Raw genomic sequence first — 21,565 nt, forward strand, 5'->3', positions numbered from 1 at the left:
CCTGTGAAGGAGCCGGCTCTTTGACCGAAACGATGTATGACGATCTGTCGTCGCCGGACTGGCGCGCGAAAATAGCCACCCTTTCCGGCTCGGCCCGCGCCCGGCTGGCGGAGCGGGCGCGCAACGCGCCGCTGTTCGCGCACGCCTATGCTTTTCATCTCAGCATGCGTTTCGGCGGAGTGACACCGCTGCAGCTTGCCGAATTCGCCTATGAGCAGCGGCTCGTCGGCCTCAAGGTCCATGTCGAGGATGGCGAGGCGGCCAGTCTCGCCCGTATGTCAGACGCAGCGCTTTCTGATTATGGCGTGGCGGTAGCACGGTACGGACTGGAACTGCATGTGGAGACCAGCACGACGGAGGCGGCGGGCCTCTCGGATGCGGTGCGTATTGCGCTTGCCACCGGCGCGACGTCGCTGCGTTGCTATCCGCGCTACGAGGGACGCGTCTCGGAAATTGTCTCACAAACGATTGCTGATCTGCGGCGACTGGAGAGCTTCGACCCCGAAGGCCGGCTGCGCTTTACGCTCGAACAGCACGAGGACCTGAAGTCGGAGGAACTGATCGGCATCGTGAAGGCGGTCGCCAATCCGCGCCTCGGCCTGCTGTTCGACTTCGGCAACATGATCAATGCCTATGAGCTGCCGTTGCCGGCGCTTGCCGCACAGGCACCCTATGTGACCGAAGTGCATGTCAAAGACTGCCTCGTCCAGCAAGATCGCGACGGCTGGGCGCACCTCGCCTGCCAAACAGGTACCGGCCATCTGCCGCTGCATGCGATGCTTGTGGACCTGCTTCTGCTCGGCCGGGACCGGCCGCAGGTCTTAAGCTTCGGGCTGGAGGAAGAGGAGGGCTATTTCGCGCCCGCCCTGCGCTTCCCCTCGGAGGGGAGCGACCCGTTCATCGCTGCCCGCTCGGCGAGTTTCACGGACATCGGGACCAGCGACCTTGGCGCGCGGCTGCGCCAAGAGGCCATTGCCGCTCATCGGCAGCTCGAAACTGTAAGAACCATGCTCAATCAGATTGCTGCCGAAGCTGAGAGGATCGAACGATGACCCATGAGCCTGACTGCTCGCCGTCCTTCCTGGCTCTTGCGCACGCCATGGCCGATGCCGCAGCGAGTGTGATCCGTCCGCACTTTCGCAAGCGCGTTATGGTCGACACCAAGGCCGACGCCAGCCCCGTCACCATTGCCGACCGCGACGCCGAGGCCACGATGCGGCGGATGATCGAAGCGCAGTTTCCCGATCACGGGATCAGGGGCGAAGAATTCGGCGCATGCCGAACGGACGCCGAATGGGTCTGGGTGCTGGACCCGATCGACGGCACGAAGTCCTTCATCTCCGGCTCGCTCGCCTTCGGCACGCAGATCGCATTGCTCCATCGCGGCAAACCTGTCCTCGGCATGATCAATCAGCCGATCACGGGCGAACGGTGGCTCGGGATGGGCCCTTCGGCGACCCTCAACGAGGAGCCGATCCGCACCAGCGAAAAGACAGCACTCGGTGAGGCGATCCTTTACACCTCAGCCCTTGAGCAGTTCGACCGGGCAGGCCACGAGCGCTTCGACGCGTTGACTGCCAAAGTGCGTTTCACCCGCATTTCTCACGATTGCTACGCGGCCGGGCTGCTGGCGCTGGGCGGTATCGATCTGCTCATCGAAAGCAACGTTTTCGACTACGACATCCTCCCACAGATGCCCATCATCCTGGCTGCAGGCGGCGTCGTTTCCGACTGGGATGGACAACCTCTTACGGATGCGACGCGGTACGAAACCGTTTTGATGGCTGCAAACGGCGAGCTCCATCGGGCCGCCGTAGAGATCCTTTGCCGACTATGAAGAACAGGCGAACGGACCGCTGTATCAATTCCTGATCGGGCGCATCCGACTGCAGTTGCCGGCCACCGCGCAAGCCATACTGTCCGCCAGCAAACAATACTCGCGTGGGCACGAGCGGCGGTCGGCTCGCAGAACTTCTGGGTGACTTCCTGAGCTTGACGGTCTCGATGTCGTTGAGGACCAGAAGGACAGCTGGCGGCTTCAATCTGCGAGCAGTTCTTTGCAATGATATCGGGCGTGAGCGAAGCTTGCGCATTATAAATTGCATGCCGATGCTTGTCTGGTCCTCGCCGGGAGGAGCCGCGGTTCTATCTGATGATGCGAGGTGAAGTGATCTACTGTGGTGCCGGTGGTTCGACGTGGCCGAAGGACCACCACTGATCATTTCAGATCGACTCGACGGTTCCTGAGCATGGAGGTGCCATTGCCTTTGTTTATTGTGAACCATCAGCATTCGGCGGAAACCTGTCCCGCGGGCGATCCGGCCAGGGGTGTGATGCTGTTGAACCATTTGAGCCTGTCGAGCGCTGCTCGCCACGGGGTGCTGATCAAGGGGGAGGCCGTCGCACAGGGTTCAAATTCACTGTTCTTGATTGTCGAGGCAGCGGATGAGGCTGTCCTTCAGGCTTTTCTGGCGCCTCTCCGACAAATCGGCAACGTCGAAGTGACGGCAGCGATGACCTGCGCTGCGATGGTTTCGAGCGGCGGCGATGGGCGTCCCGTGGACGCTTCTCCAGAGTTTCTCGACCCAGCAGATGCCTGCCAGGATGCCATTGAGGCTGGCATTCTCATCCACAGCGTCAATCCGTTGAACGGCGAGACCTCGGTGCCGGGCCTTGCAGGCGGTGCCGTAATGCCGAACGGTCGGTTTTACCTGCGGAACCACTTCGATATTCCGAAGGTCGGCAGCGACAGCTACCGGCTTTCGATCGGCGGGCTGGTCGAAAGGCCGCTGAACCTGAGCATGAGGGAGCTTCACAATCTTCATGCGGAGAGCCAGGTGGTGACACTGGAATGCGCTGGCAACGGTCGCAGCCTGTTCGATCCGGCCGTGCCCGGAGAACCCTGGGGGCTGGGCGCCGTCAGCACCGCCGAGTGGACCGGTGTTCGCCTGACGGAAGTGCTTGAGCGCGCGGGCCTTAGACCCGGGGCGTCGGAACTCACCTTCCGCGGTGCCGACAGCGGTGTCGTCGGCGGGCACGGCACGCCAGTTCGTTTCGAGCGCGGCCTCAGCCTGGACCAGGTTCGCGAGACGGATGCGCTTCTTGCCTACGAGATGAACGGCGAGCCGCTATCGCGACCTCATGGCTATCCATTGCGGCTGATCGTACCCGGTTGGTATGCGGTGGCATCCGTCAAGTGGCTGACGGAGATCGTCGTTACCGACAAGCCCTGCGGGGCGTACTATCAGGCGGAGAAGTACTGGTACCATTGGGTGCGAAACGGGCAAGCTGAGCGCGCGCCGGTGAAGCTGATGAACGTGCGAGCGCTGATATCTTCGCCTGACGAGGGCGAGAAACTGCCGCGCGGCGAGATTGCGATCCGCGGTGTCGCATGGTCTGGCGCAGGCAGCATATCGAGGGTCGACGTCAGCCTGAACGGCGGCCCGTGGCGGGCGGCGCGCCTCGTTGGCGAACGGCGGCGAGCTGCCTGGCAGTGGTGGGAGCTGATCACGCGACTTGAGCAGACGGGGCCACTCACCGTGCGGGCGCGCGCCACCGACACAGCGGGCCGGACCCAGCCCGAGCACGCTGAGTGGAACCGTCTGGGCTACGGCAACAACTCGATCCACTCGGTCACAGCGCAAGTCATCTGAAGCCGCTGCCGGGGGTATCGAAAGCCACGTCCAGTTTAGGTTGGAATGTTGTCGTCCAAAATCGGGAACGAGGATTCGATTGCTGCGCCAATGAAGGCTTTTCGCGAGAGGCCACGGTCGTCGCCGCGCTCCAGAGCCTCGCGGCAGCGATTTCTAGCCCGTTCAAAGAACCAGCCGCCTTGGGGCACTTCGCTCAGATACTGCAAGGCATCCTGTGGCCCGTTGATGCAGCGCTCGCCGCTCACGCCGAGTCTGACGGGGTGATCCCAGATGATGGTCTGCATTTGCGTCGCCTCCGATTCGGCGAGGAACGTCCAGGCTCAAGGTTTGTTCCAATCACCTTGGGCGCGTTCAGGTAGGATCGCCGAAGGGCGACGAGGCTGGGGTGTCCACGGCAGCGGTTGGCATCCTTTTCGGCGCGGCGCTTGGAGCCACACCATAAGGAGAGGCCGCGCGCTACGCCTTGGCCTTCGTCTCTGGCATGAGCTACAACGCTGCTGCCGCGTTAATCGTCGCGATCCTGCTGGCGCGACTGGCGATCAATGGAAGTCGGACGAATTGACCCGCTGGTCTAACGATGCGGCGGTGGCGTCCGGTACCGAGGCCTTGCCATCGATCGGCATTCCCCGCACATCACCCGAGATGTCGGCTGCTCTGAGCCATGCCAGAAGCGTCGGCCAGCTGCGCCTTCTCCAAATTCAGTATCCAATTCCGGAAAACTGCAATCTTTGGATTGTTCTGGGCGTGCTCGGGACACACCAGGTAATAGGCAAACTCGTCTATGAGAGCCGCATCCAAGAGCTGAACCAATTCTCCGCCGGCGAGTTCGGCTGCGATCATTGCAGCGGGCAACAGCCCTGCGCCCTGACCCGACAGGATAGCCTTCAAAATTAGACTGCTGTCGTCAAATGACGGGCCGCGGGGAGAGCGGAACTCCTCCACGCCGTTTGCCTGGAACCAAAGGCTCCATCCCTTGCGGTCAGCATCATGGACATGTGGCCAGCGGACGAGATCAGCCGCGCATCGAGGGGCGCCGAGGCGATCGACGAGAGCGGGTGCTGCCACGGCAACCATCTCAACGGTCACGACATGGTCACTGCGCAAGCCCGGATAGCGGCCGACACCATGGCGGACGGCGACATCGACGCTGCCGCGGGAGAAATCGGCAAGGGCGCTGCTTGCAACGATTTGGAGATCGATTTCGGGGTTGATTTCCTGAAAGGATTTCATGCGTGGCACAAGCCAGGCCGATGCAAAGAAAGGCGTGACGCTGACGGTCAGCATGCCGTTGTCGTTGGATGCCGTGATGCGTCGCGAGGCTTCGGCAATCTGGCGAAAGGCATTGCGGACGGCAGGCAGGTAGTCCCGGCCCGCATCCGTCAGATAGATGCCGCGTGTCACCCGTTCGAACAGTTTCACCCCGAGATGTGTCTCTAGCGACTTGAGCATCTGGCTGACGGCGCCCGGAGTGACGCAAAGCTCGTCAGCCGCCATCTTGACCGAGAGATGGCGCGCGGCTGCCTCAAATGCCTTCAGTGCATTGAGTGGGGGGAGGTGACGGCTCATGATTTAGATTTTCTAAGTTATGAGGCTGATTAAATCTGGTTTGTGTGGCCCGATTATAGTGTGTTTTATCACGTCACGGTATCGTTATCTTGGTGAGATTTGGGCAAGGGAACGACCGGATAAAGACAGATTTTCTAATGTATTTGCGGTATCCGCAGTCAGGAAAAGATTGAATGGCGATGGTTTCGGGTGATCTCACTTTGCTTAGCCTCACGGACGTCGGAGACAGGATCAGGAGAGGGGACGTTTCCTCGTTTGCGGTCACCGAAGCTCAACTTTCGCGCATTGCGCGCCTGGAGCCGGGTCTCCATGCCTATGCGCAGGTTATGGACGCCAGCGCGCTGGAACAGGCGAAAGTGGCAGATGAGGAAATCGCGGCAGGACGCCATCGTGGCCCGCTGCACGGTGTTCCCATTGCCGTCAAAGACCTGTGCTGGGTCGAAGGCGTGCCAAGCCGGGCCGGGACACTCGTCCATCGCGATTTCATACCGGACGAAGACGCCACCGTCGTCAGGCGTCTCAGGCAAGCAGGCGCAATCATTATTGGCAAGACGCAAATGACCGAGGGCGCCTATTCGGACTACCATCCGGCAATAACCCCTTCTGTCAATCCGTGGAACGCGGACTACTGGACCGGGATTTCCTCGAGCGGTTCAGCTGTCGCTGCGGCGGCGGGCCTTTGTTTCGGTGCGATTGCGTCGGACACCGGCGGATCGATCCGCTGGCCCTCGGCCGCAAACGGCGTCACGGGCCTCAAGCCAACATGGGGACGGGTCAGTCGCCACGGCGTCTTCGATCTCGCACCTTCTCTCGACCACATCGGCACGATTGCGCGAAGCGCCATGGATGCGGGGATCATGCTTGCCGCCATTGCAGGAAGTGATCCGAGGGACCCGACCGCGGCCGCCCAGTCAGTACCGGATCTCGCTTCGGCTTCGCGCGGCGGGATCGGCGGTCTGCGGGTAGGATTTGATCCACGTTGGAACAGCGAGGATGTGGAGCCCCAGACGCAGGCCGCTCTCGCTGCTGCCGCCGCCGTTTTTTTCGATCTCGGCGCGCTCATGGTCGAGATAAGGTTCCCGGACGTGAGCCAGGCCGTTTCCGATTGGGTGCCGAACTGCGCTGTGGAGGCGGCAGCTGTTCACGAGCGAGACTTTGCAGAAAACAGGGAGTTATACGGGCCCATTCTTGCAGGCGTCATCGAAATGGGGAGAGCTGTCTCAGAGGCGGAGTATCAGCAGATCCTCCTGCGACGCGCGATTTTCCGTCATGAAGTCGAAGCTCTGTTTGCGACGGTCGATCTGATCCTGACCCCAGTTCAGCCGTTCGCTCCGCTGACGCTCGCCGCCATCGCAACACTTGGCGAGCAGCCGGATCTGATCGCCAGGCTGCAACGCTACACCTGTCCTCTCGATATGAGCGGCCATCCGGCGCTGACTTTGCCTGCAGGCGTGGCAAAGGACGGAATGCCGATCGGGCTCCAACTCTTGGCGGGGCAGTTCCAGGAACTGAAGCTGGTACGCGCCGGAGCTGCATTCCAGAAGCACACGACTTGGCACCACAGACACCCCGGGCATGGCTGAGGAAAAGGAAACACCATGAACGCTTTCCATCAACGCCAGGGGCTTTTCTACGGATGGGTCGTCGTTGCCGCGACATTTGCAGTGACATTCGTGGGCTTTGGTAGCGCCTATACCTTCAGTGCATTCATTGACGTGTTGCAGCAGGATCTCGGGGCATCGCGTGGCTCCGTTTCGCTTGTTTTTTCGTTGGCAGGTTTCTTGTACTTCTGCCTGGGCGTGATTTCTGGTCCTCTTGCGGATCGGTTCGGAGCAAGATCACTCTGTGTTGTCGGCATGGCGCTTGTCGGTCTCGGCCTTGCCTTGGTCGGCCAGGCGCGCACCCTTGCAGAGGCCTATGCCGCCTACGGGCTCGGCATAGGTCTGGGAGTGGGATGCGCCTATGTGCCTGCCCTTGGGGCAGTGCAGCGCTGGTTTGTCGCCCGCCGTGGCCTGGCATCAGGTCTTGCTGTCAGCGGTATCGGGCTCGGGACGCTTGTCATGCCGCCGCTGGCGACATGGTTGATCACCACATTCGGCTGGAGAGGCGCCTATCTCGTGCTGGGTGGGGCTGCCGCTATAGTTGGCATCAGCGCCTCGCTTCTGCTCGACGATGATCCGGGGCGACGCGGACTGCGGCCGGACGGTGCCACGGTCGAACCAGTCACCGTGAGCTCGGCGGCAAAGGAGGGGGTTTCGGTGCGGGAGGCGGTAAGGACGCCGCAATTTGCCGGCATGTATGTGGCTTGCCTGTTGAGCGCGATCGGCGTGTTCGTTCCGTTTGTTCATCTCGTCCCATTTGCAATCGACCACCAGATTGCTCCCCCAGTCGCCGTCCTCCTCCTGAGCGCGATCGGCGTTGGGAGCACGGCGGGACGTTTCTGCCTCGGGGGCCTTGCCGATCGTCTGGGTCGGGACACCTTTCTGGTCGTGATGTATGCGGGCATCGCGGTTTCGCTTGGGGTCTGGGCTGCCGCAGACGGCCCGTGGGCACTTGCTGGCTTCGCCCTGCTATTCGGGTTGTTCTATGGCGGCTGGGTTGCGGTGCTGCCGGCCGTGGTTGCCGATCATTTCGGTCGCCGCAATGTCGGCGGGATAATTGGCCTTCTTTATACGAGCGTCGCAATCGGCACGCTGATCGGCCCAAGCCTTGCTGGCTTTATCTACGACGCCAGCAACAGTTACTCCCTGGCCATTGCGATCAGTGGCGGTGCCAACGCGGTGGCCGCGCTTGTGGCAATCGTGACGAACGGACTCCAACCCAGGACGTGTTCCGGATGATAGCCAGGCGTTTGGTGTGCATGCCTTTGGGACAGGAAGGTCTTGAAACTTCCGGGGAGCCTCTTCAGGACGAAGGCAAGGCCGCGTCACGGGCCGATATCGTCGGCATTGCCCGGTCGCTGGCGCGGCCGGGCAGGTAAGGGAGGCGTTCTCACACGGTCTTGATAAGTCCCGTCCTTCGGGTTTCCCAGGCTTAGCCGAGGACAGACGCGATCGCGTCCGCGGCCGCCTTGACGACGATATCGGCCTCTTCCTTCGTGAGGCAGAGCGGCGGCGCGAAGCCAAGGATGTCGCCCTGCGGCATGGCGCGACCGATGACGCCGCGTTCGAGCAGGGCAGCGGCGATCTGCGGGCCGACCTTTCTTGCCGGGTCGAAGAAGGCCCGGTCGTCCCTGTCTTCGACGAACTCGATTGCGGCCATCAGCCCGTCGCCGCGAACCTCGCCCACGTGCTTATGGCCGCCAAGGGCTTTCGCAAGTTCGGAACGGAAATAGGCGCCGGTGCTGCCGGCGTTCTCAACCAGGCCCAATTCGTCGATCAGTTCGAGGTTGGCGACACCGGCAGCCGCGCATATCGGATGGGCGGAATAGGTCCAGCCGTGGCCGATGGCGCCCAGTTCGTCGGAGCCTTGAACGAGAACCTGCCAGATCTTGTCCGAGACGATCGTGCCGGAAAGCGGCGCATAGGCCGAAGTGAGGCCCTTTGCAATCGTGATGAGGTCGGGTTTCATTCCGTAGTGGTCAGAGCCGAACATCGTGCCGAGACGGCCGAACCCTGTTACCACTTCGTCGGCGACGAGCAGGATGTCGTATTTTTCAAGTACGCCCTGGATCCTCCGCCAGTAGCCCTTTGGCGGCGGTACGATGCCACCTGTGCCGAGGATCGGCTCGCCGATGAAGGCAGCAATGGTCTCCGGGCCTTCGGCCAGGATCATTTCCTCAAGTTTGTCGGCGCAATATTGCGAGAACTGCTCTTCGTCCATCGAGCGGTCCGGGCGGCGGAAGAAGTAGGGCGCTTCCGTGTGCAGGATCGGCGCACGCGGCAGGTCGAAGGCATTGTGGAAGAGATGCAGACCGGTCAGCGAACCGGTCATGACTCCGGAGCCGTGATAGCCGCGCCAGCGCGAGATGATCTTCTTCTTCTCTGGCCGGCCGAGGATGTTGTTGTAGTACCAGATCAGCTTGATGTTGGTCTCGTTGGCATCCGAGCCTGAAAGACCGAAATAGACGCGGCTCATGCCCTCGGGCGCGCGGTCGATGATCATCTTCGAAAGCGTGATCGACGCTTCCGTGCCATGGCCGACATAGGAATGGTAGTAAGCGAGGTTCTTCGCCTGCTCGGCGATCGCATCGGCGATCTTCTGCCGGCCGTAGCCGACATTGACGCAATAGAGGCCGGCAAAGGCGTCGAGGCTGGTCCTGCCGCTCGTATCGGCGATGTAGACCCCTTCGCCGCCACCGATGACACGGGTCGGCGTCTCGCCGCGGGCATGCATGCCCATATTCGTGGACGGGTGAAAGAAGTGGTCACGGTCCCAGGCGGTCAGTTCGTTGCTTCTGTCGAGCATGGTCTTTCCTTTCACGTATGGATCTGGCGCCTGGGCTCAGGCCGCCGTGTCGATGCAGAGATATTTGAGGTCGGTGAAAGCCTCGATCCCGTGGCGCGAACCTTCCCGGCCGAGACCCGACTGTTTCCACCCGCCGAAGGGGATCGGGCCGCCGGTGATCTTCACGCGATTGATCGCAACCATCCCGTATTCGAGGGCGCGGCCAAGGCGCATCTGGCGCGCGCCATTCTCGGTCACGACATAGGCGACGAGGCCGTAATCGGTGTTGTTGGCCCGCGCGATCACTTCGTCCTCGCTGTCGAAGACGGTGACGGCGGCAACCGGACCGAACGTTTCTTCGCGCATGATAAGCGCATCGTCGGGCACATCCGTCAAAAGGGTCGGCTCGAAGAATAGAGCACCTGCCTTGTGGCGCTTGCCACCGGTCAGGAGCTTTGCCCCGCGCTCCAGCGCATCGGCGACCTGTCCTTCCACCTTGGCGATCGCGCGCTCGTGCATCAGCGGGCCGATCTCGGCGCCCGGTTCAAGGCCAGAGGCAACCTTCAGCGCTTCGATGCGTGCCTGGAAGGCCCGCGTGAAGTCGGCGAGTGCGGAACGCTCGACATAGATCCGGTTCGCCGCGAGGCAATCCTGCCCGGATGTGGCGAATTTCGCCGCCATTGCGATGTCGGCAGCCTTCTCGATGTCGGCATCGGCAAAGACGATCAGTGGCGCATGGCCGCCGAGCTCCATGACCAGCCGCTTCATGGTTTGAGCGCACTGGCCGGCGATCAGCTTGCCGATGTCCGTCGATCCAGTGAAGCTCATGGCGCGCACGCGCGGATCGGCGTTCATGCGGCCGACGATTGTGGCAGCATTCCCGGTCACGATATTGAAGACGCCGGCCGGAATGCCGGCACGTTCGCCGAGTTCGGCAAGGGCGAGTGCTGAAAGCGGGGTTTCGCTGGATGGATGCGCAACCACGGTGCAGCCGGCGGCGAGGGCTGCTGCGGCCTTTCGGGTGATCATGGCGGAGGGGAAATTCCACGGGGTCACGATGCCGACGACACCGAGCGCCTCCCGGCGCACGATCATCTCGGCTCCCTGAAGGTGGCAGGTGACGCCTTCGGCGTTGAGACGTTTCCCTTCCTCCGCGTACCATTCGACGAAGGATGCCGCATAGTCGATCTCGCCGCGGGATTCGGCGAGCGGCTTGCCCTGTTCCAGCGTCATCAAGAGCGCCAGATCCTCGCGCGCCTCCAGCATCAGGTCATGCCACGTGCGGAGGATCTTGGCGCGCTGTTGCGGCAAGAGGCTGCGCCAACCCGGCAGCGCGTCGCTCGCAGCCGAGATGGCCTCTCCGGTCTGCTCGGCGTCAAGGGCCGCGACCCAGGCGAGCGTCGCCGACGAGGCGGGATCGGTCACCTTGAAGCTTGCACCGTCACGGCCGGAGACCCAGCGTCCGCCGACGTAGGCGAGTTCCCGTAGGAGCTGCGGATCTGCAAGGCGGGCAAGCGCGTCGTGAAAGGTCGTGCGGGCAAAAACGGCGGTCATGGCGGCCTCCTCTTGTTGTCTGGAGGAAGTCTGCCAGAGGGTGGGCAACAGATTGTCTATTGCCGAGGGCGGCGCCAGAGACTTTGGCCAAAGGCAGGGCTGACCGTAGACAATCTCTCTATTCGGAGGCGGGAAGCAACGTCTCGAGCGGTAGCACGGTCTCCTCCTTCACCGTCTTGGTGACGATGTAGGTGAAGTAGCGGTCGATCCCGAGCTCGCGGTCGAGCAGGCTGTCGACAAGGCGCTGGTAGGCGTCGATATCGCGCGCCATGATCTTCAGGATGTAATCGACGCCGCCGCCGACCGACCAGCAGGCGACGATTTCAGGCGTTGCGGCAACCGCCCGTTCGAAGCGTTCGAAATCCGCTTGCCGATGGTTGGCGAGCGTCACCTCCATCATCACGCTGGCGACGGGTGCTACGCGTCGCACGGCAACACGCGCATGATATCCCGCGACGATGCCCGCCTTCTCAAGCTTGCGCAGGCGCAGCCAGCAGGGCGTTGGTGAGAGACCCGCCCGTTCCGCCAGCGCCAGCTTGGTGATGCGCCCGTTCTCCTGGATCGCCTCCAGAATGCGCAGGTCGATGGCGTCGAGTTTCATGAGGGCCGCCCTCCGGGCGAGGATCGTGTCAAAGCGGAGGAAAAGACAATGGGAAACCATTTTGGCGTTGTCAATTGAACTGATTTTCAGCACTGTTGAAATCATGACAAATTGGCGACCCGACATATCCCAATTGCGCCGGCCGGCCTATCTCTCCCTCGCCGAGCAGATCGCCCGCGCCATCCAGGAAGGTCATCTGCCGAACGGGACGCGGCTTTTGCCGCATCGCAAGCTCGCCGACGACCTGAAGCTGTCGGTGCAGACCGTCAGCCGCGCCTATGACGAACTGATCCGTCGCGGACTGATTTCCGGAGAGATCGGTCGCGGCTCCTTCGTGCAGACACGGCCGAAGGAGCCTGAACCGCCCTATTTGCCCGAACGTCTTGGCGAGCTGGTCGATCTCTCGATTCTGAAGCCCGTCTGCGAGCAGCTTCATCTGGAGCGCATGCGCGAGGCCTTCGGGTGGCTGGCGGAAAACCTGCCGTCGAGTTCGGCGCTTTCCTTCCGGCCGAACATGGTTTTCCCGCGCCATCGCACTGTCGCGGCCGAGTGGCTGTCGCGGTGCGGTCTCGATGTGTCTCCGCTCAATATCAGCCTGACGAATGGCGCTACCTCGGGCATGACGGTGGCCCTGATGAGCGTCGCTCCGCCCGGTTCCACCATTGCGACGGAGGCGATCAGCCACCACACGCTCGTGCCGCTTTCCAGCTATCTCGGCCTTCATCTCGAGGGTTTGCCGATCGATCGCGAAGGCATGATCCCCGAGGCGCTCGATGAGGCGTGCCGCACCGGCGTTATCCGCGCTGTCTTCCTCCAGCCGTCGGTGATCAACCCGACCGCCGCATTGATGGGGCCTGAGCGCCGGCAGGCGCTGGCCGAGGTCGCACGGCGCCACGATATCGCGATCATCGAGAACGACATTCTGGGGCCGCTGGTGGAAGGTAGGGCGCCGCCGATCGCAGTCTATGCGCCGGAGCGCACCCTCTACGTCACCAGTTTCACCAAGATCACGGTGCCGGGCCTGCGCATCGGCTACCTGGCCGCGCCGGATCGCTATGTCGCGGCTGTTGCCAATCGCCATCTCGTTTCAAACTGGATGGCGACGCCCTCGATCGCGGAGATCGCGACGCTCTGGGTCAGCGACGGCACGGCGATGGAACTCGTCAACTGGCAGCGCCGGGCACTTGGCGTTCGCCACGCCATCGCGCAGGAGGCGCTTGCAGGTTTGCCCTACTGCGCGCATCCGCAGAGTCTGCATGTGTGGCTGCCGCTGCCGGAAGGGCATACGGAAGAAGGCTTCGTTTCTCAGGCGCGTCTGCGCGGGGTTGCGATCGCGCCAGGCTCGTCCTTCCGCACCGCAGATCAGGGCTGGCAGCCGGCTGTGCGCATTTCCTTGGGCTCGACGACCGAGCAGGAATTGCGCACAGGCCTCGGCATCCTCGCCTCGCTGGCCAGCGGAAATCCGGAAGCGCTGCTGCTCGCGATTTGAGTGAAATGCTCGCCAATTGGGCAGCGCAGCAATAATTGTACTGATATTATTATTCGGATTGACATGATTTTGATAGCCGCGCATCGTTGCGCCATCACTTGTCTCAATAGGGAGAGACATGCATGGCAGCGCCGATCATCCGCATCGACAACATCACCAAGCGCTACGGTCCTCTGACCGTACTCGACGGTCTGTCGATGGACGTGCTGCCTGGCGAAAAGCTGGCGCTCATCGGCCCCTCCGGCTCAGGCAAGACGACGATCCTGCGCATTCTCATGACGCTCGAGACGATCAGCGGCGGCCATATCGAGGTCGACGGCGATCAGCTCTACCACATGCCGAAGAATGGCAGCCTCGCGCCCGCCGACGACCGCCATCTGCACAAGATGCGCGAAAAGATCGGCATGGTCTTCCAGCACTTCAACCTCTTCCCGCACAAATGCGTGCTCGACAATGTCACGTTGGCGCCGATGCTGACAAAGGGCGTGGCGAAGGCGACGGCGGAGAAGCGGGCGATGGAGCTTCTCGACATGGTGGGCATGGCCGATAAGGCGAAGAGCATGCCTGCGCAATTGTCCGGCGGACAGAAGCAGCGCGTTGCGATCGCCCGGGCGCTCGCTCTCTCGCCAAAGATCATGCTGTTTGACGAGGTGACTTCGGCACTCGACCCGGAACTGGTCGAAGAAGTGCTGAACGTCATGCGCAAGCTCGCGGTCGAGACCGACATGACCATGCTGCTCGTCACGCATGAGATGGGCTTCGCCCATGATTTTGCCGACCGGGTCCTCTTTTTCGACCGCGGCAAGATCGTCGAGGAAGGCGGGCCGGACGATATTTTCCGCGCGCCCAAGCAGGAGCGCACGCAGACCTTTCTACGCAAGATCATCGCGGCAGGGCACCGCGTCTGAGCGGCCTTGCCGCACGGAAACAAGGCTCCAAACAAAAACCAGGGACAGCCAGAGGAGTTCGGAACAATGAGCATGAGGACCTTTTTGACCATGACCGCCAGTGCAGGCGCCCTGACGGCTATCGTTGCCGCAGCACCAGCATGGGCCGACGGCAAACTTGAGGAACTGAAGGAACAGGGTTTCGCGCGTGTCGCCATCGCCAACGAGCCGCCGTTTACGGCGGTTGCCGCCGACGGCAAGGTTTCCGGTGCCGCACCGGATGTGGCGCGCGAGGTCTTCAAGCGCCTCGGCGTCGAAGACATCGTCGCCTCGATCTCGGAATATGGTGCGATGATCCCGGGTCTTCAGGCCGGTCGGCACGATGTCATCACCGCCGGCCTTTTCATGAAGCCGGAACGTTGCAACGCCGTTGCCTATTCGGAGCCGATCCTTTGTGACGCGGAAGCCTTCGCACTGAAGAAGGGCAACCCGCTCAAGCTCAAGAGCTACAAGGATATCGCCGACAATCCGGACGCCAAGATCGGCGCGCCAGGTGGCGGCACGGAAGAGAAGCTCGCGCTTGAAGCCGGCGTCCCGCGCGATCGGGTCATTGTCGTACCGGATGGCCAGAGCGGCCTGAAGATGCTGCAGGACGGCCGTATCGACGTCTATTCGCTGCCGGTGTTGTCGATCAACGATCTTGTCGCCAAGGCGAACGATCCGAGCGTTGAAGTCGTGGCGCCGGTTGAAGGCGCTCCGGTCTATTGCGACGGCGCGGCCTTCAAGAAGGGTGAGGAAGCCTTACGCGATGCCTTCGACGTGGAACTGGCAAAGCTCAAGCAATCGGGCGAGTTTGCCAAGATCATCGAGCCCTATGGCTTCTCGGCCGCCGCCGCCATGTCGACGACCCGCGAAAAGCTCTGCGCCGCCAAGTAAGCGCCATTGCAATTCAGCCTCTTCCCAAATCGGGGAGAGGCAGTCCGCTCCCTCGTATATGGAAGAACGATGACCGACTGGTCCGGTTACATAGGGCTGATCCTTCAAGGCGCGCTCGTGACGATTGAGCTTACCGTGCTTGGCTCGTTGCTTGCGTTCGTCATGGCGTTCGCCGCGGGTCTTGGACGCGTCAGCCGCTTCCTGGCGGTTCGTGCGCTCGCCACCACCTATATCGAGTTTTTTCGCGGCACGTCGATCTTCGTCCAGCTCTTCTGGGTCTATTTCGTGCTGCCGTTTGCCGGCGTCACGCTGTCGCCGCTTCAGGCCGGCGTGCTGGCGCTGGGGCTGAACGTCGGAGCCTATGGGGCGGAGGTTGTGCGCGGCGCCGTCAAGGCCATCGGCCGCGAGCAGCGCGAGGCCTGCATAGCGCTCAATCTCTCGCGCTACCAGTCGATGCGTCATGTCATCCTGCCCCAGGCCCTGCCGCTCATGCTGCCGACCTTCTGCAACAATGCAATCGAGCTCTTGAAGGCCACAGCCGTCGTATCGCTGATCTCGCTCACCGATATGACGTTCCAGGCGCAAGTGGTTCGCGCGCAGACGGGCAGTACGCTTGTTCCTTTCGCGACGATCCTCGTGCTCTACTTCCTGATGGCGCTTGCCATCTCCAGCGGCATGCGCTGGCTGGAGCGCCGGGTGACCCGCGGCCTTGATGGCGTGAGGACCTGACGATGGAATGGGACTGGAATTTCGTCTGGGAAATCATGCCGACGCTTCTCGAGGGCCTGAAGATCACCATTCTCGCGACGGTGTTCGGCGCGGCACTTGCCGCCGTCATCGGCCTTGTCTTTGCCATTCTGCGCATGACCGCGCCTAAGCCGATTGCGAAGGCCACCAGCTTCATCGTGGAGTTCATCCGCGGCACGCCGCTGCTGGTCCAGCTCTATTTTATCTTCTTCGTGTTGCCGGATATTGGCATCCGTCTGCCGGCGATGCTCGCCGGCATCATCGGGCTTGGGTTGCACTATGGGACCTATGCGGCCGAGGTCTATCGCGCCGGCATCGAGAACGTGCCGCGCGGCCAATGGGAGGCGGCGAAGGCGACGAATCTTACCGGCCGCCAGACCTGGATCCACGTCATCCTGCCGCAGGCGATCCCGCCCATGATCCCGGCGCTCGCCAACTACCTGATCGCCATGTTCAAGGAGACGCCTCTGCTCTCCGCCATCACCGTGCTTGAGCTGATGAACCAGGCGAAAAGCGTGGCCAACAGCAGCTATCGCTATATCGAGCCGATGACGCTGGTCGGGATCTTCTTCCTGATCATGAGCCTGATCTCCGTCGTCTTCCTGCGCTGGCTGGAAGAACGATATGCCCAAGTGGAGGAACGCTGATGCGAGCACTCGATCTTACACTTGCCTCGCGCACGCCGAAGCTGGATGAGCGTCCGCTGGAAAAACGCGTCGGCCTGATTATTCTTGCGACCGACCACACCACGGAAGTGGACTTCCATCGCATGGTGGCAAGCGAGCGGATCGGCGTCTACACGACCCGCATTCCCTACGCCAATCCGGTGACGCCAGAGAACCTGCGCGCCATGCAGCCCTCGCTGACATCGGCGGCCGCGCTGATCCTGCCGGACGAGCCTCTCGACGTCGTCATGTATTCGTGCACCTCTGCCTCGGTCGTCATAGGCGACGCCGAAGTGAAGGCTGCCGTGCGCGTCGCCAAGCCAAGCGCCGCCGTCGTTACGCCGACTGCGGCGGCTGCCTCAGGCCTGAGGGCGTTTGGGGCCAAGCGGATTTCGGTGCTGACGCCCTACACGATCGAGACCAGCGAGCCGATGGCTGACTATTTCCTGTCGCTCGGCTTCGACATCGCCCGCTTCACTTGCCTTGGTCTTAATGACGACCGGGAGATGGCGCGCATTTCTCCGGACGAAATCGTTGCCTTTGCGAAGCAAGCGACGGCGCCAGACAGCGACGCGCTTTTCATCTCGTGCACGGCGGTGCGGGCGGCCGGCGTGGCGGCAGAGATCGAGGCCGCCATCGGCAAGCCCGTCGTCACCAGCAACCTTGCCACCGCCTGGGCCTGCCTGCGCCTCTGCGGCGACGAGAGGGCGCGGCCGGAACTCGGCCGTCTCATGACGCTTGCCTATTCGGATCAGTAGCCCATGTCGAACCTTGCCGTGACCTTGGCAGATATCGAACAGGCGGCTCGGCGCATCGAGGGCCGGGTGCTGCATACGTCTTTCGTGCATTCCGCTGCGCTTTCTGAACACTGTGGCGTGCCCGTCGGCCTCAAGCTCGAACACCACCAGATGACCGGAAGCTTCAAGCTGCGCGGCGCGACGAACGCCGTGCTCTCGCTGACACCGGAAGAGCGGGCGAGGGGGTTCGTCGCCGCCTCGACCGGCAATCACGGCCGGGCGCTTGCTCATGCCGCCAAGGCCGAAGGCTCGGTCGCGACGATCTGCATGTCGAGCCTCGTGCCGGACAACAAGGTGTCGGAAATCCGCCGGCTTGGCGCCAATGTCCGTATCGTCGGCAAGTCGCAGGATGAGGCGCAGGTCGAGGTGGATCGGCTGGTGGCCAAAAACGGGCTCGTGATGGTGCCGCCCTTCGACAATCGAGCGGTTGTCGCCGGGCAGGGCACGCTCGGTCTGGAGATCGTTGAGGCAATGCCTGAAGTGGCGACGGTGCTTGTGCCGCTTTCTGGCGGCGGGCTTGCGGCCGGTGTCGCGGCAGCCGTGAAAGGGCGGTCACCGAAGACCCGTGTCATTGGGCTCACCATGGATCGAGGTGCTGCAATGAAGGCCAGCCTTGACGCAGGGCGGCCGGTGCAAGTCGAGGAGGTGGCGAGCCTTGCCGATTCCCTTGGCGGCGGCATCGGCCTCGACAATGCCGTGACCTTCGAGATGTGCCGGGCGCTGCTCGACGACGTGATCCTGCTTTCCGAAGCCGAGATCGCCGCCGGCATGCGGCACGCCTATGCCGAGGAGCGCGAGGTGATCGAAGGGGCAGGGGCCGTCGGCATCGCGGCCCTGCTTTCCGGCCGCCTTGGCCGGCTGGAGGGGTCCGTGGCGGTGATCCTCTCCGGCCGCAATGTCGACATGGGCCTGCATCGACGGGTCATCAATGGCGGGGTGGATCCGCTTGCGGAGGCAGCGGCATGACGACAATGAGAATCCTGACCGAGGCGGAACTCAGGCACATCGTGCCGCTCGATCTCGACGCCATTGCCTGCGTCGAGAAGGCATTCCACGCGCTTGCCACCAAGGCGGTGGCGATGCCGCCGATCCTCAGGCTCGACATTCCCGAAGCGCGCGGCGAGGTCGATGTGAAGACGGCTTACGTGCCAGGCCTCGACGGTTTCGCCATCAAGATCAGCCCGGGCTTCTTCGACAATCCGAAGATCGGGCTGCCGAGCACCAACGGCCTGATGGTGCTGCTTTCGGCGAAGACCGGCCTGGTCGAGGCCGTGCTGCTCGACAACGGTTACCTGACGGATGTGCGCACGGCGGCCGCCGGCGCCGTTGCCGCTCGACATCTTTCACGGCCGGATGCCGCGGTCGCCGCCATCTTCGGCGCCGGCATGCAGGCAAGGTTGCAGCTTGAGGCCTTAAGCCTGGTGCGGCCGATCCGCGAGGCGCGCATCTGGGCAAGGGATGCCGCAAAGGCTAAGGCCGCGGCAGCGGAGCTGACGGCAAGGCTAGGCTTTCCGGTCCGCGGCGAAGCCGATGGCCGGGCGGCAGTCGACGGCGCCGATATCATCGTCACCACCACTCCCTCCGAGACACCGGTGCTTCGCGCCGAATGGCTCCAGCCCGGCCAGCATGTCACGGCCATGGGTTCGGATGCCGAGCACAAAAATGAGATCGAGCCCGGCGTGATTACCGGCGCCAGCCTCTATGTCGCCGACAGCCTCAAGCAGACGCGCAGGCTCGGCGAACTGCACCATGCCATCGAAGCGGGCCTCGTCGCGGAGGGCACGATCTTCCCCGAACTCGGCGAGATCATCGCCGGGCGAAAACCGGGCCGCAGCGGCCCCGAAGAGATAACCGTGGCGGATCTGACCGGCACGGGCATTCAGGACACGGCCATCGCCACGCTTGCTGCCGCCCGCGCGGCGTCGGCGGGCACCGGCACGATCTTCGAGAGTTGAGACCGGCTTTACGCCGGGCATAGAGGAAAAACCGATGAAACAAGCGAACCTGAAGTTCTCACTTCCGGAGTATGAAACGCGTCTTCAAAAAACGCGAAAAGCGATGGAAGCCAAGGGCATCGACGTGCTGATCGTCAGCGATCCGTCGAACATGAACTGGCTGACCGGCTATGACGGCTGGTCTTTCTACGTGCACCAATGCGTCGTCGTGCCGCCGGCGGGAGAACCGATCTGGTATGGACGCGGCCAGGATGCCAACGGCGCCAAATTCACCGCCTACCTCAAACACGAGAACATCATCGGCTATCCGGACCACTATGTGCAGTCCACCGAGCGGCACCCGATGGATTACCTCTCGGCCAAGCTTGCCGAACGCGGCCTCGACAAGCTGACGATCGGGGTGGAGATGGACAATTACTGGTTCTCCGCGGCCGCCTTCGCCTCGCTCGTGAAGCACCTGCCTAATGCCCGTTTCGTCGATGCGACCGCCCTCGTCAACTGGCAGCGCGCCGTCAAGAGCGAGGCGGAAATCGGCTACATGCGCAAGGCCGCGAGGATCGTCGAAAAGATGCATGAGCGTATCTTCGACAAGATCGAGGTCGGCATGCGCAAATGCGATCTGGTTGCGGAAATCTACGATGCCGGCACCCGTGGCGTCGACGGCATCGGCGGCGACTATCCGGCGATCGTGCCGCTGTTGCCCTCGGGCGTGGAGGCTTCCGCGCCGCACCTGACGTGGGACGACCGGCCGATGAAATCAGGCGAAGGCACGTTCTTCGAGATTGCCGGCTGCTACCACCGCTACCATGTGCCGCTCTCGCGCACTGTCTTCCTCGGCAAGCCGACACAGGCTTTCCTCGATGCCGAGAAGGCGACGCTGGAAGGCATGGAGGCAGGGCTCGAAAAAGCACGTCCCGGCAATACCTGCCAGGACATCGCCAACGCCTTCTTCGCCGTGCTCAAGAAATACGGCATCGTGAAGGACAACCGCACGGGCTACGGCATCGGCGTTTCCTATCCGCCGGACTGGGGCGAACGCACGATGAGCCTGCGTCCCGGTGACCGCAGTGAGCTCAAACCCGGCATGACTTTCCACTTCATGACGGGGCTCTGGCTCGAAGACATGGGTTTTGAGACGACCGAAAGCATCTTGATCACCGGGACCGGCGTCGAGTGCCTTGCCAATGTGCCGCGCAAGCTGCTCGTGAAGGATTGAGCCATGCGGGAGCTCAACCTTCGTCCTTCGCCGATCAGTTCTACGGTCGATTTTTCGACAGATGGCGTTCAGCACGGTTTCCTGCGTCTGCCCTACAGCCGCGACGATTCGGCCTGGGGCTCGGTAATGATTCCGATGACGGTGGTGAAGAACGGGGAGGGCCCGACGGCCCTTCTCACCGGCGGCAACCACGGCGACGAATATGAGGGACCGATCGCGCTCTTCGATCTCGCCAGCACGCTGAAGGCAGAGGACGTGGCCGGCCGTGTCATCATCGTGCCGGCGATGAACTATCCGGCCTTTTTGGCCGGCAGCCGCACCTCGCCGATCGACAAGGGCAACATGAACCGCAGCTTTCCGGGGGCTCCGGACGGCACGGTCACTGAGAAGATCGCCGACTATTTCCGGCGTACGCTGCTGCCGCTCGCCGATTTCGTGCTCGATTTCCATTCGGGCGGAAAGACGCTCGATTTCCTACCCTTCTGCGCGGCACACATTCTGCCCGACAAGGTGCAGGAGGGCAGAGCCTTCGAGCTCGTCAGCGCGTTCGGCGCCCCGTGGTCGATGAAGATGCTGGAGATCGATGCGGTTGGGATGTACGACACGGCCGCCGAAGAGATGGGGAAGATATTCATTACCACCGAGCTCGGGGGTGGCGGTACCGCGACCGCGAAAAGCGCTGCCATTGCCAAGAGTGGCGTTAAGAACGTGCTGCGGGCGGCCGGAATCCTCAGAGGTGCCGTCGAAAACGCGAGAACCACCTGGCTCGACATGCCCGATGGCAACTGCTTCTCCTTCGCCGAAGACGCCGGCCTGATCGAACCGCTTTTCGACCTCGGCGACGAGGTGAAGAACGGAGAAGCAGTCGCCCGGATCTATCCCACTGGCCGCACCGGCGTTCGACCGCTGGATGTCAATGCGAAAATGGACGGCATCCTCACGGCCCGGCATTTCCCCGGCCTCGTGAAGGCCGGTGACTGCGTCAGCGTGCTGGCAAAAATTGTCGGATGATGAGCGCCGGGACGCCGATCAAAGATCGGCGTCCCTTCAAAAAAACCGCTCCGTCGCCCTGCAGCTCCGAAGCCGGGAACCCGCCTATGGTCACCCGCGTGC

General features: G+C 62.6%; 20 protein-coding genes. 15 read left to right on the forward strand and 5 right to left on the reverse strand.

What is annotated here, in order from left to right:
* Window positions 1-20 precede the first annotated feature (20 nt).
* The 3 genes from XB14_RS26575 to XB14_RS26585 all read left to right on the forward strand — a co-directional run bounded on the left by XB14_RS26575 (window position 21) and on the right by XB14_RS26585 (window position 3,653).
* Entirely contained in the window at window positions 21-1,052 is a 1,032-nt protein-coding gene (locus XB14_RS26575; protein ID WP_077966144.1) for a sugar phosphate isomerase/epimerase family protein, read from the forward strand.
* Complete coding sequence (locus tag XB14_RS26580) at window positions 1,049-1,837, forward strand: inositol monophosphatase family protein (protein ID WP_077966146.1); 789 nt, start codon at window positions 1,049-1,051, stop codon at window positions 1,835-1,837. The genes XB14_RS26575 and XB14_RS26580 overlap by 4 nt, the downstream gene beginning before the upstream one ends.
* A gap of 424 nt (window positions 1,838-2,261) precedes the next feature.
* Window positions 2,262-3,653: a molybdopterin-dependent oxidoreductase gene (locus XB14_RS26585; RefSeq protein ID WP_077966148.1), complete on the forward strand. Its 1,392-nt coding sequence runs from the start codon at window positions 2,262-2,264 to the stop codon at window positions 3,651-3,653.
* 35 nt (window positions 3,654-3,688) lie between these two features.
* Here XB14_RS26585 and XB14_RS26590 read toward each other — a convergent pair whose 3' ends face one another.
* The gene (locus XB14_RS26590) at window positions 3,689-3,937 is read right to left on the reverse strand and encodes a DUF982 domain-containing protein (protein WP_077966150.1); all 249 of its coding nucleotides are present in this window, start codon (window positions 3,935-3,937) and stop codon (window positions 3,689-3,691) included.
* Window positions 3,938-4,286: 349 nt separating this feature from the next.
* Entirely contained in the window at window positions 4,287-5,219 is a 933-nt protein-coding gene (gcvA, locus tag XB14_RS26595) for a transcriptional regulator GcvA (RefSeq protein ID WP_077966152.1), read from the reverse strand.
* Between the two features lie 173 nt (window positions 5,220-5,392).
* On the opposite strand from gcvA, the gene XB14_RS26600 reads away from it, so the two are divergent.
* Together XB14_RS26600 and XB14_RS26605 are read left to right on the forward strand one after the other, a co-directional pair.
* Complete coding sequence (locus XB14_RS26600; RefSeq protein WP_327327407.1) at window positions 5,393-6,802, forward strand: amidase; 1,410 nt, start codon at window positions 5,393-5,395, stop codon at window positions 6,800-6,802.
* A 15-nt stretch (window positions 6,803-6,817) separates the two neighbouring features.
* Entirely contained in the window at window positions 6,818-8,059 is a 1,242-nt protein-coding gene (locus XB14_RS26605; RefSeq protein WP_077966154.1) for an MFS transporter, read from the forward strand.
* A 193-nt stretch (window positions 8,060-8,252) separates the two neighbouring features.
* On the opposite strand, the gene XB14_RS26610 is transcribed toward XB14_RS26605, so the two are convergent.
* From XB14_RS26610 to XB14_RS26620, 3 genes are all read right to left on the reverse strand, one after another.
* Complete coding sequence (locus tag XB14_RS26610) at window positions 8,253-9,626, reverse strand: aspartate aminotransferase family protein (RefSeq protein WP_077966156.1); 1,374 nt, start codon at window positions 9,624-9,626, stop codon at window positions 8,253-8,255.
* A 36-nt stretch (window positions 9,627-9,662) separates the two neighbouring features.
* Window positions 9,663-11,159, reverse strand: coding sequence for an NAD-dependent succinate-semialdehyde dehydrogenase (locus tag XB14_RS26615; protein ID WP_077966158.1), 1,497 nt, complete (start codon window positions 11,157-11,159; stop codon window positions 9,663-9,665).
* Window positions 11,160-11,277: 118 nt separating this feature from the next.
* The gene (locus XB14_RS26620) at window positions 11,278-11,760 is read right to left on the reverse strand and encodes an Lrp/AsnC family transcriptional regulator (RefSeq protein ID WP_077967759.1); all 483 of its coding nucleotides are present in this window, start codon (window positions 11,758-11,760) and stop codon (window positions 11,278-11,280) included.
* Window positions 11,761-11,827: 67 nt separating this feature from the next.
* Here XB14_RS26620 and XB14_RS26625 point away from each other — a divergent pair, with 67 nt between their 5' ends.
* From XB14_RS26625 to doeB, 10 genes are all read left to right on the forward strand, one after another.
* The gene (locus XB14_RS26625) at window positions 11,828-13,249 is read left to right on the forward strand and encodes a PLP-dependent aminotransferase family protein (protein ID WP_234804191.1); all 1,422 of its coding nucleotides are present in this window, start codon (window positions 11,828-11,830) and stop codon (window positions 13,247-13,249) included.
* Between the two features lie 122 nt (window positions 13,250-13,371).
* Window positions 13,372-14,157, forward strand: coding sequence for an ectoine/hydroxyectoine ABC transporter ATP-binding protein EhuA (ehuA, locus tag XB14_RS26630; RefSeq protein ID WP_077966160.1), 786 nt, complete (start codon window positions 13,372-13,374; stop codon window positions 14,155-14,157).
* A 72-nt stretch (window positions 14,158-14,229) separates the two neighbouring features.
* Entirely contained in the window at window positions 14,230-15,072 is an 843-nt protein-coding gene (gene ehuB / locus XB14_RS26635) for an ectoine/hydroxyectoine ABC transporter substrate-binding protein EhuB (protein WP_077966170.1), read from the forward strand.
* Between the two features lie 69 nt (window positions 15,073-15,141).
* Window positions 15,142-15,801, forward strand: a complete 660-nt coding sequence (ehuC, locus tag XB14_RS26640) for an ectoine/hydroxyectoine ABC transporter permease subunit EhuC (protein ID WP_077966172.1) — start codon at window positions 15,142-15,144, stop codon at window positions 15,799-15,801.
* A gap of 2 nt (window positions 15,802-15,803) precedes the next feature.
* On the forward strand, window positions 15,804-16,466 hold the full coding sequence (ehuD, locus tag XB14_RS26645) for an ectoine/hydroxyectoine ABC transporter permease subunit EhuD (protein WP_077966174.1): 663 nt from the start codon (window positions 15,804-15,806) through the stop codon (window positions 16,464-16,466).
* The gene (gene eutA / locus XB14_RS26650) at window positions 16,466-17,242 is read left to right on the forward strand and encodes an ectoine utilization protein EutA (RefSeq protein WP_077966175.1); all 777 of its coding nucleotides are present in this window, start codon (window positions 16,466-16,468) and stop codon (window positions 17,240-17,242) included. The genes ehuD and eutA overlap by 1 nt, the downstream gene beginning before the upstream one ends.
* Window positions 17,243-17,245: 3 nt before the next feature.
* A complete protein-coding gene (eutB, locus tag XB14_RS26655) occupies window positions 17,246-18,247 on the forward strand; it encodes a hydroxyectoine utilization dehydratase EutB (protein ID WP_077966177.1) in 1,002 nt (333 codons plus the stop codon).
* A complete protein-coding gene (gene eutC / locus XB14_RS26660; RefSeq protein ID WP_077966179.1) occupies window positions 18,244-19,236 on the forward strand; it encodes an ectoine utilization protein EutC in 993 nt (330 codons plus the stop codon). Before eutB ends, eutC begins: the two co-directional genes overlap by 4 nt.
* Window positions 19,237-19,270: 34 nt before the next feature.
* The gene (gene doeA, locus XB14_RS26665; RefSeq protein ID WP_077966181.1) at window positions 19,271-20,452 is read left to right on the forward strand and encodes an ectoine hydrolase DoeA; all 1,182 of its coding nucleotides are present in this window, start codon (window positions 19,271-19,273) and stop codon (window positions 20,450-20,452) included.
* Window positions 20,453-20,455: 3 nt separating this feature from the next.
* Window positions 20,456-21,463 carry a N(2)-acetyl-L-2,4-diaminobutanoate deacetylase DoeB gene (doeB, locus tag XB14_RS26670; RefSeq protein WP_077966183.1) on the forward strand — a complete coding sequence of 336 codons (1,008 nt, stop codon included), beginning with the start codon at window positions 20,456-20,458 and terminating at the stop codon, window positions 21,461-21,463.
* The last annotated feature ends 102 nt before the right edge of the window (window positions 21,464-21,565 follow it).

This window comes from Ensifer adhaerens (assembly GCF_002007205.1).
GTDB lineage: Bacteria > Pseudomonadota > Alphaproteobacteria > Rhizobiales > Rhizobiaceae > Ensifer > Ensifer adhaerens_D.

Excerpts from the sequence above, each read along its gene's own strand:
- eutB (WP_077966177.1), top strand. The coding sequence starts at position 17,246 with ATGTCGAACCTTGCCGTGACCTTGGCAGATATCGAACAGGCGGCTCGG.
- XB14_RS26590 (WP_077966150.1), bottom strand. The coding sequence starts at position 3,937 with ATGCAGACCATCATCTGGGATCACCCCGTCAGACTCGGCGTGAGCGGC.
- XB14_RS26580 (WP_077966146.1), top strand. The coding sequence starts at position 1,049 with ATGACCCATGAGCCTGACTGCTCGCCGTCCTTCCTGGCTCTTGCGCAC.
- ehuD (WP_077966174.1), top strand. The coding sequence starts at position 15,804 with ATGGAATGGGACTGGAATTTCGTCTGGGAAATCATGCCGACGCTTCTC.
- eutC (WP_077966179.1), top strand. The coding sequence starts at position 18,244 with ATGACGACAATGAGAATCCTGACCGAGGCGGAACTCAGGCACATCGTG.
- ehuB (WP_077966170.1), top strand. The coding sequence starts at position 14,230 with ATGAGGACCTTTTTGACCATGACCGCCAGTGCAGGCGCCCTGACGGCT.
- doeB (WP_077966183.1), top strand. The coding sequence starts at position 20,456 with ATGCGGGAGCTCAACCTTCGTCCTTCGCCGATCAGTTCTACGGTCGAT.
- XB14_RS26605 (WP_077966154.1), top strand. The coding sequence starts at position 6,818 with ATGAACGCTTTCCATCAACGCCAGGGGCTTTTCTACGGATGGGTCGTC.
- XB14_RS26610 (WP_077966156.1), bottom strand. The coding sequence starts at position 9,626 with ATGCTCGACAGAAGCAACGAACTGACCGCCTGGGACCGTGACCACTTC.
- ehuC (WP_077966172.1), top strand. The coding sequence starts at position 15,142 with ATGACCGACTGGTCCGGTTACATAGGGCTGATCCTTCAAGGCGCGCTC.
- XB14_RS26615 (WP_077966158.1), bottom strand. The coding sequence starts at position 11,159 with ATGACCGCCGTTTTTGCCCGCACGACCTTTCACGACGCGCTTGCCCGC.
- gcvA (WP_077966152.1), bottom strand. The coding sequence starts at position 5,219 with ATGAGCCGTCACCTCCCCCCACTCAATGCACTGAAGGCATTTGAGGCA.
- doeA (WP_077966181.1), top strand. The coding sequence starts at position 19,271 with ATGAAACAAGCGAACCTGAAGTTCTCACTTCCGGAGTATGAAACGCGT.
- eutA (WP_077966175.1), top strand. The coding sequence starts at position 16,466 with ATGCGAGCACTCGATCTTACACTTGCCTCGCGCACGCCGAAGCTGGAT.
- XB14_RS26620 (WP_077967759.1), bottom strand. The coding sequence starts at position 11,760 with ATGAAACTCGACGCCATCGACCTGCGCATTCTGGAGGCGATCCAGGAG.
- XB14_RS26600 (WP_327327407.1), top strand. The coding sequence starts at position 5,393 with ATGGCGATGGTTTCGGGTGATCTCACTTTGCTTAGCCTCACGGACGTC.
- ehuA (WP_077966160.1), top strand. The coding sequence starts at position 13,372 with ATGGCAGCGCCGATCATCCGCATCGACAACATCACCAAGCGCTACGGT.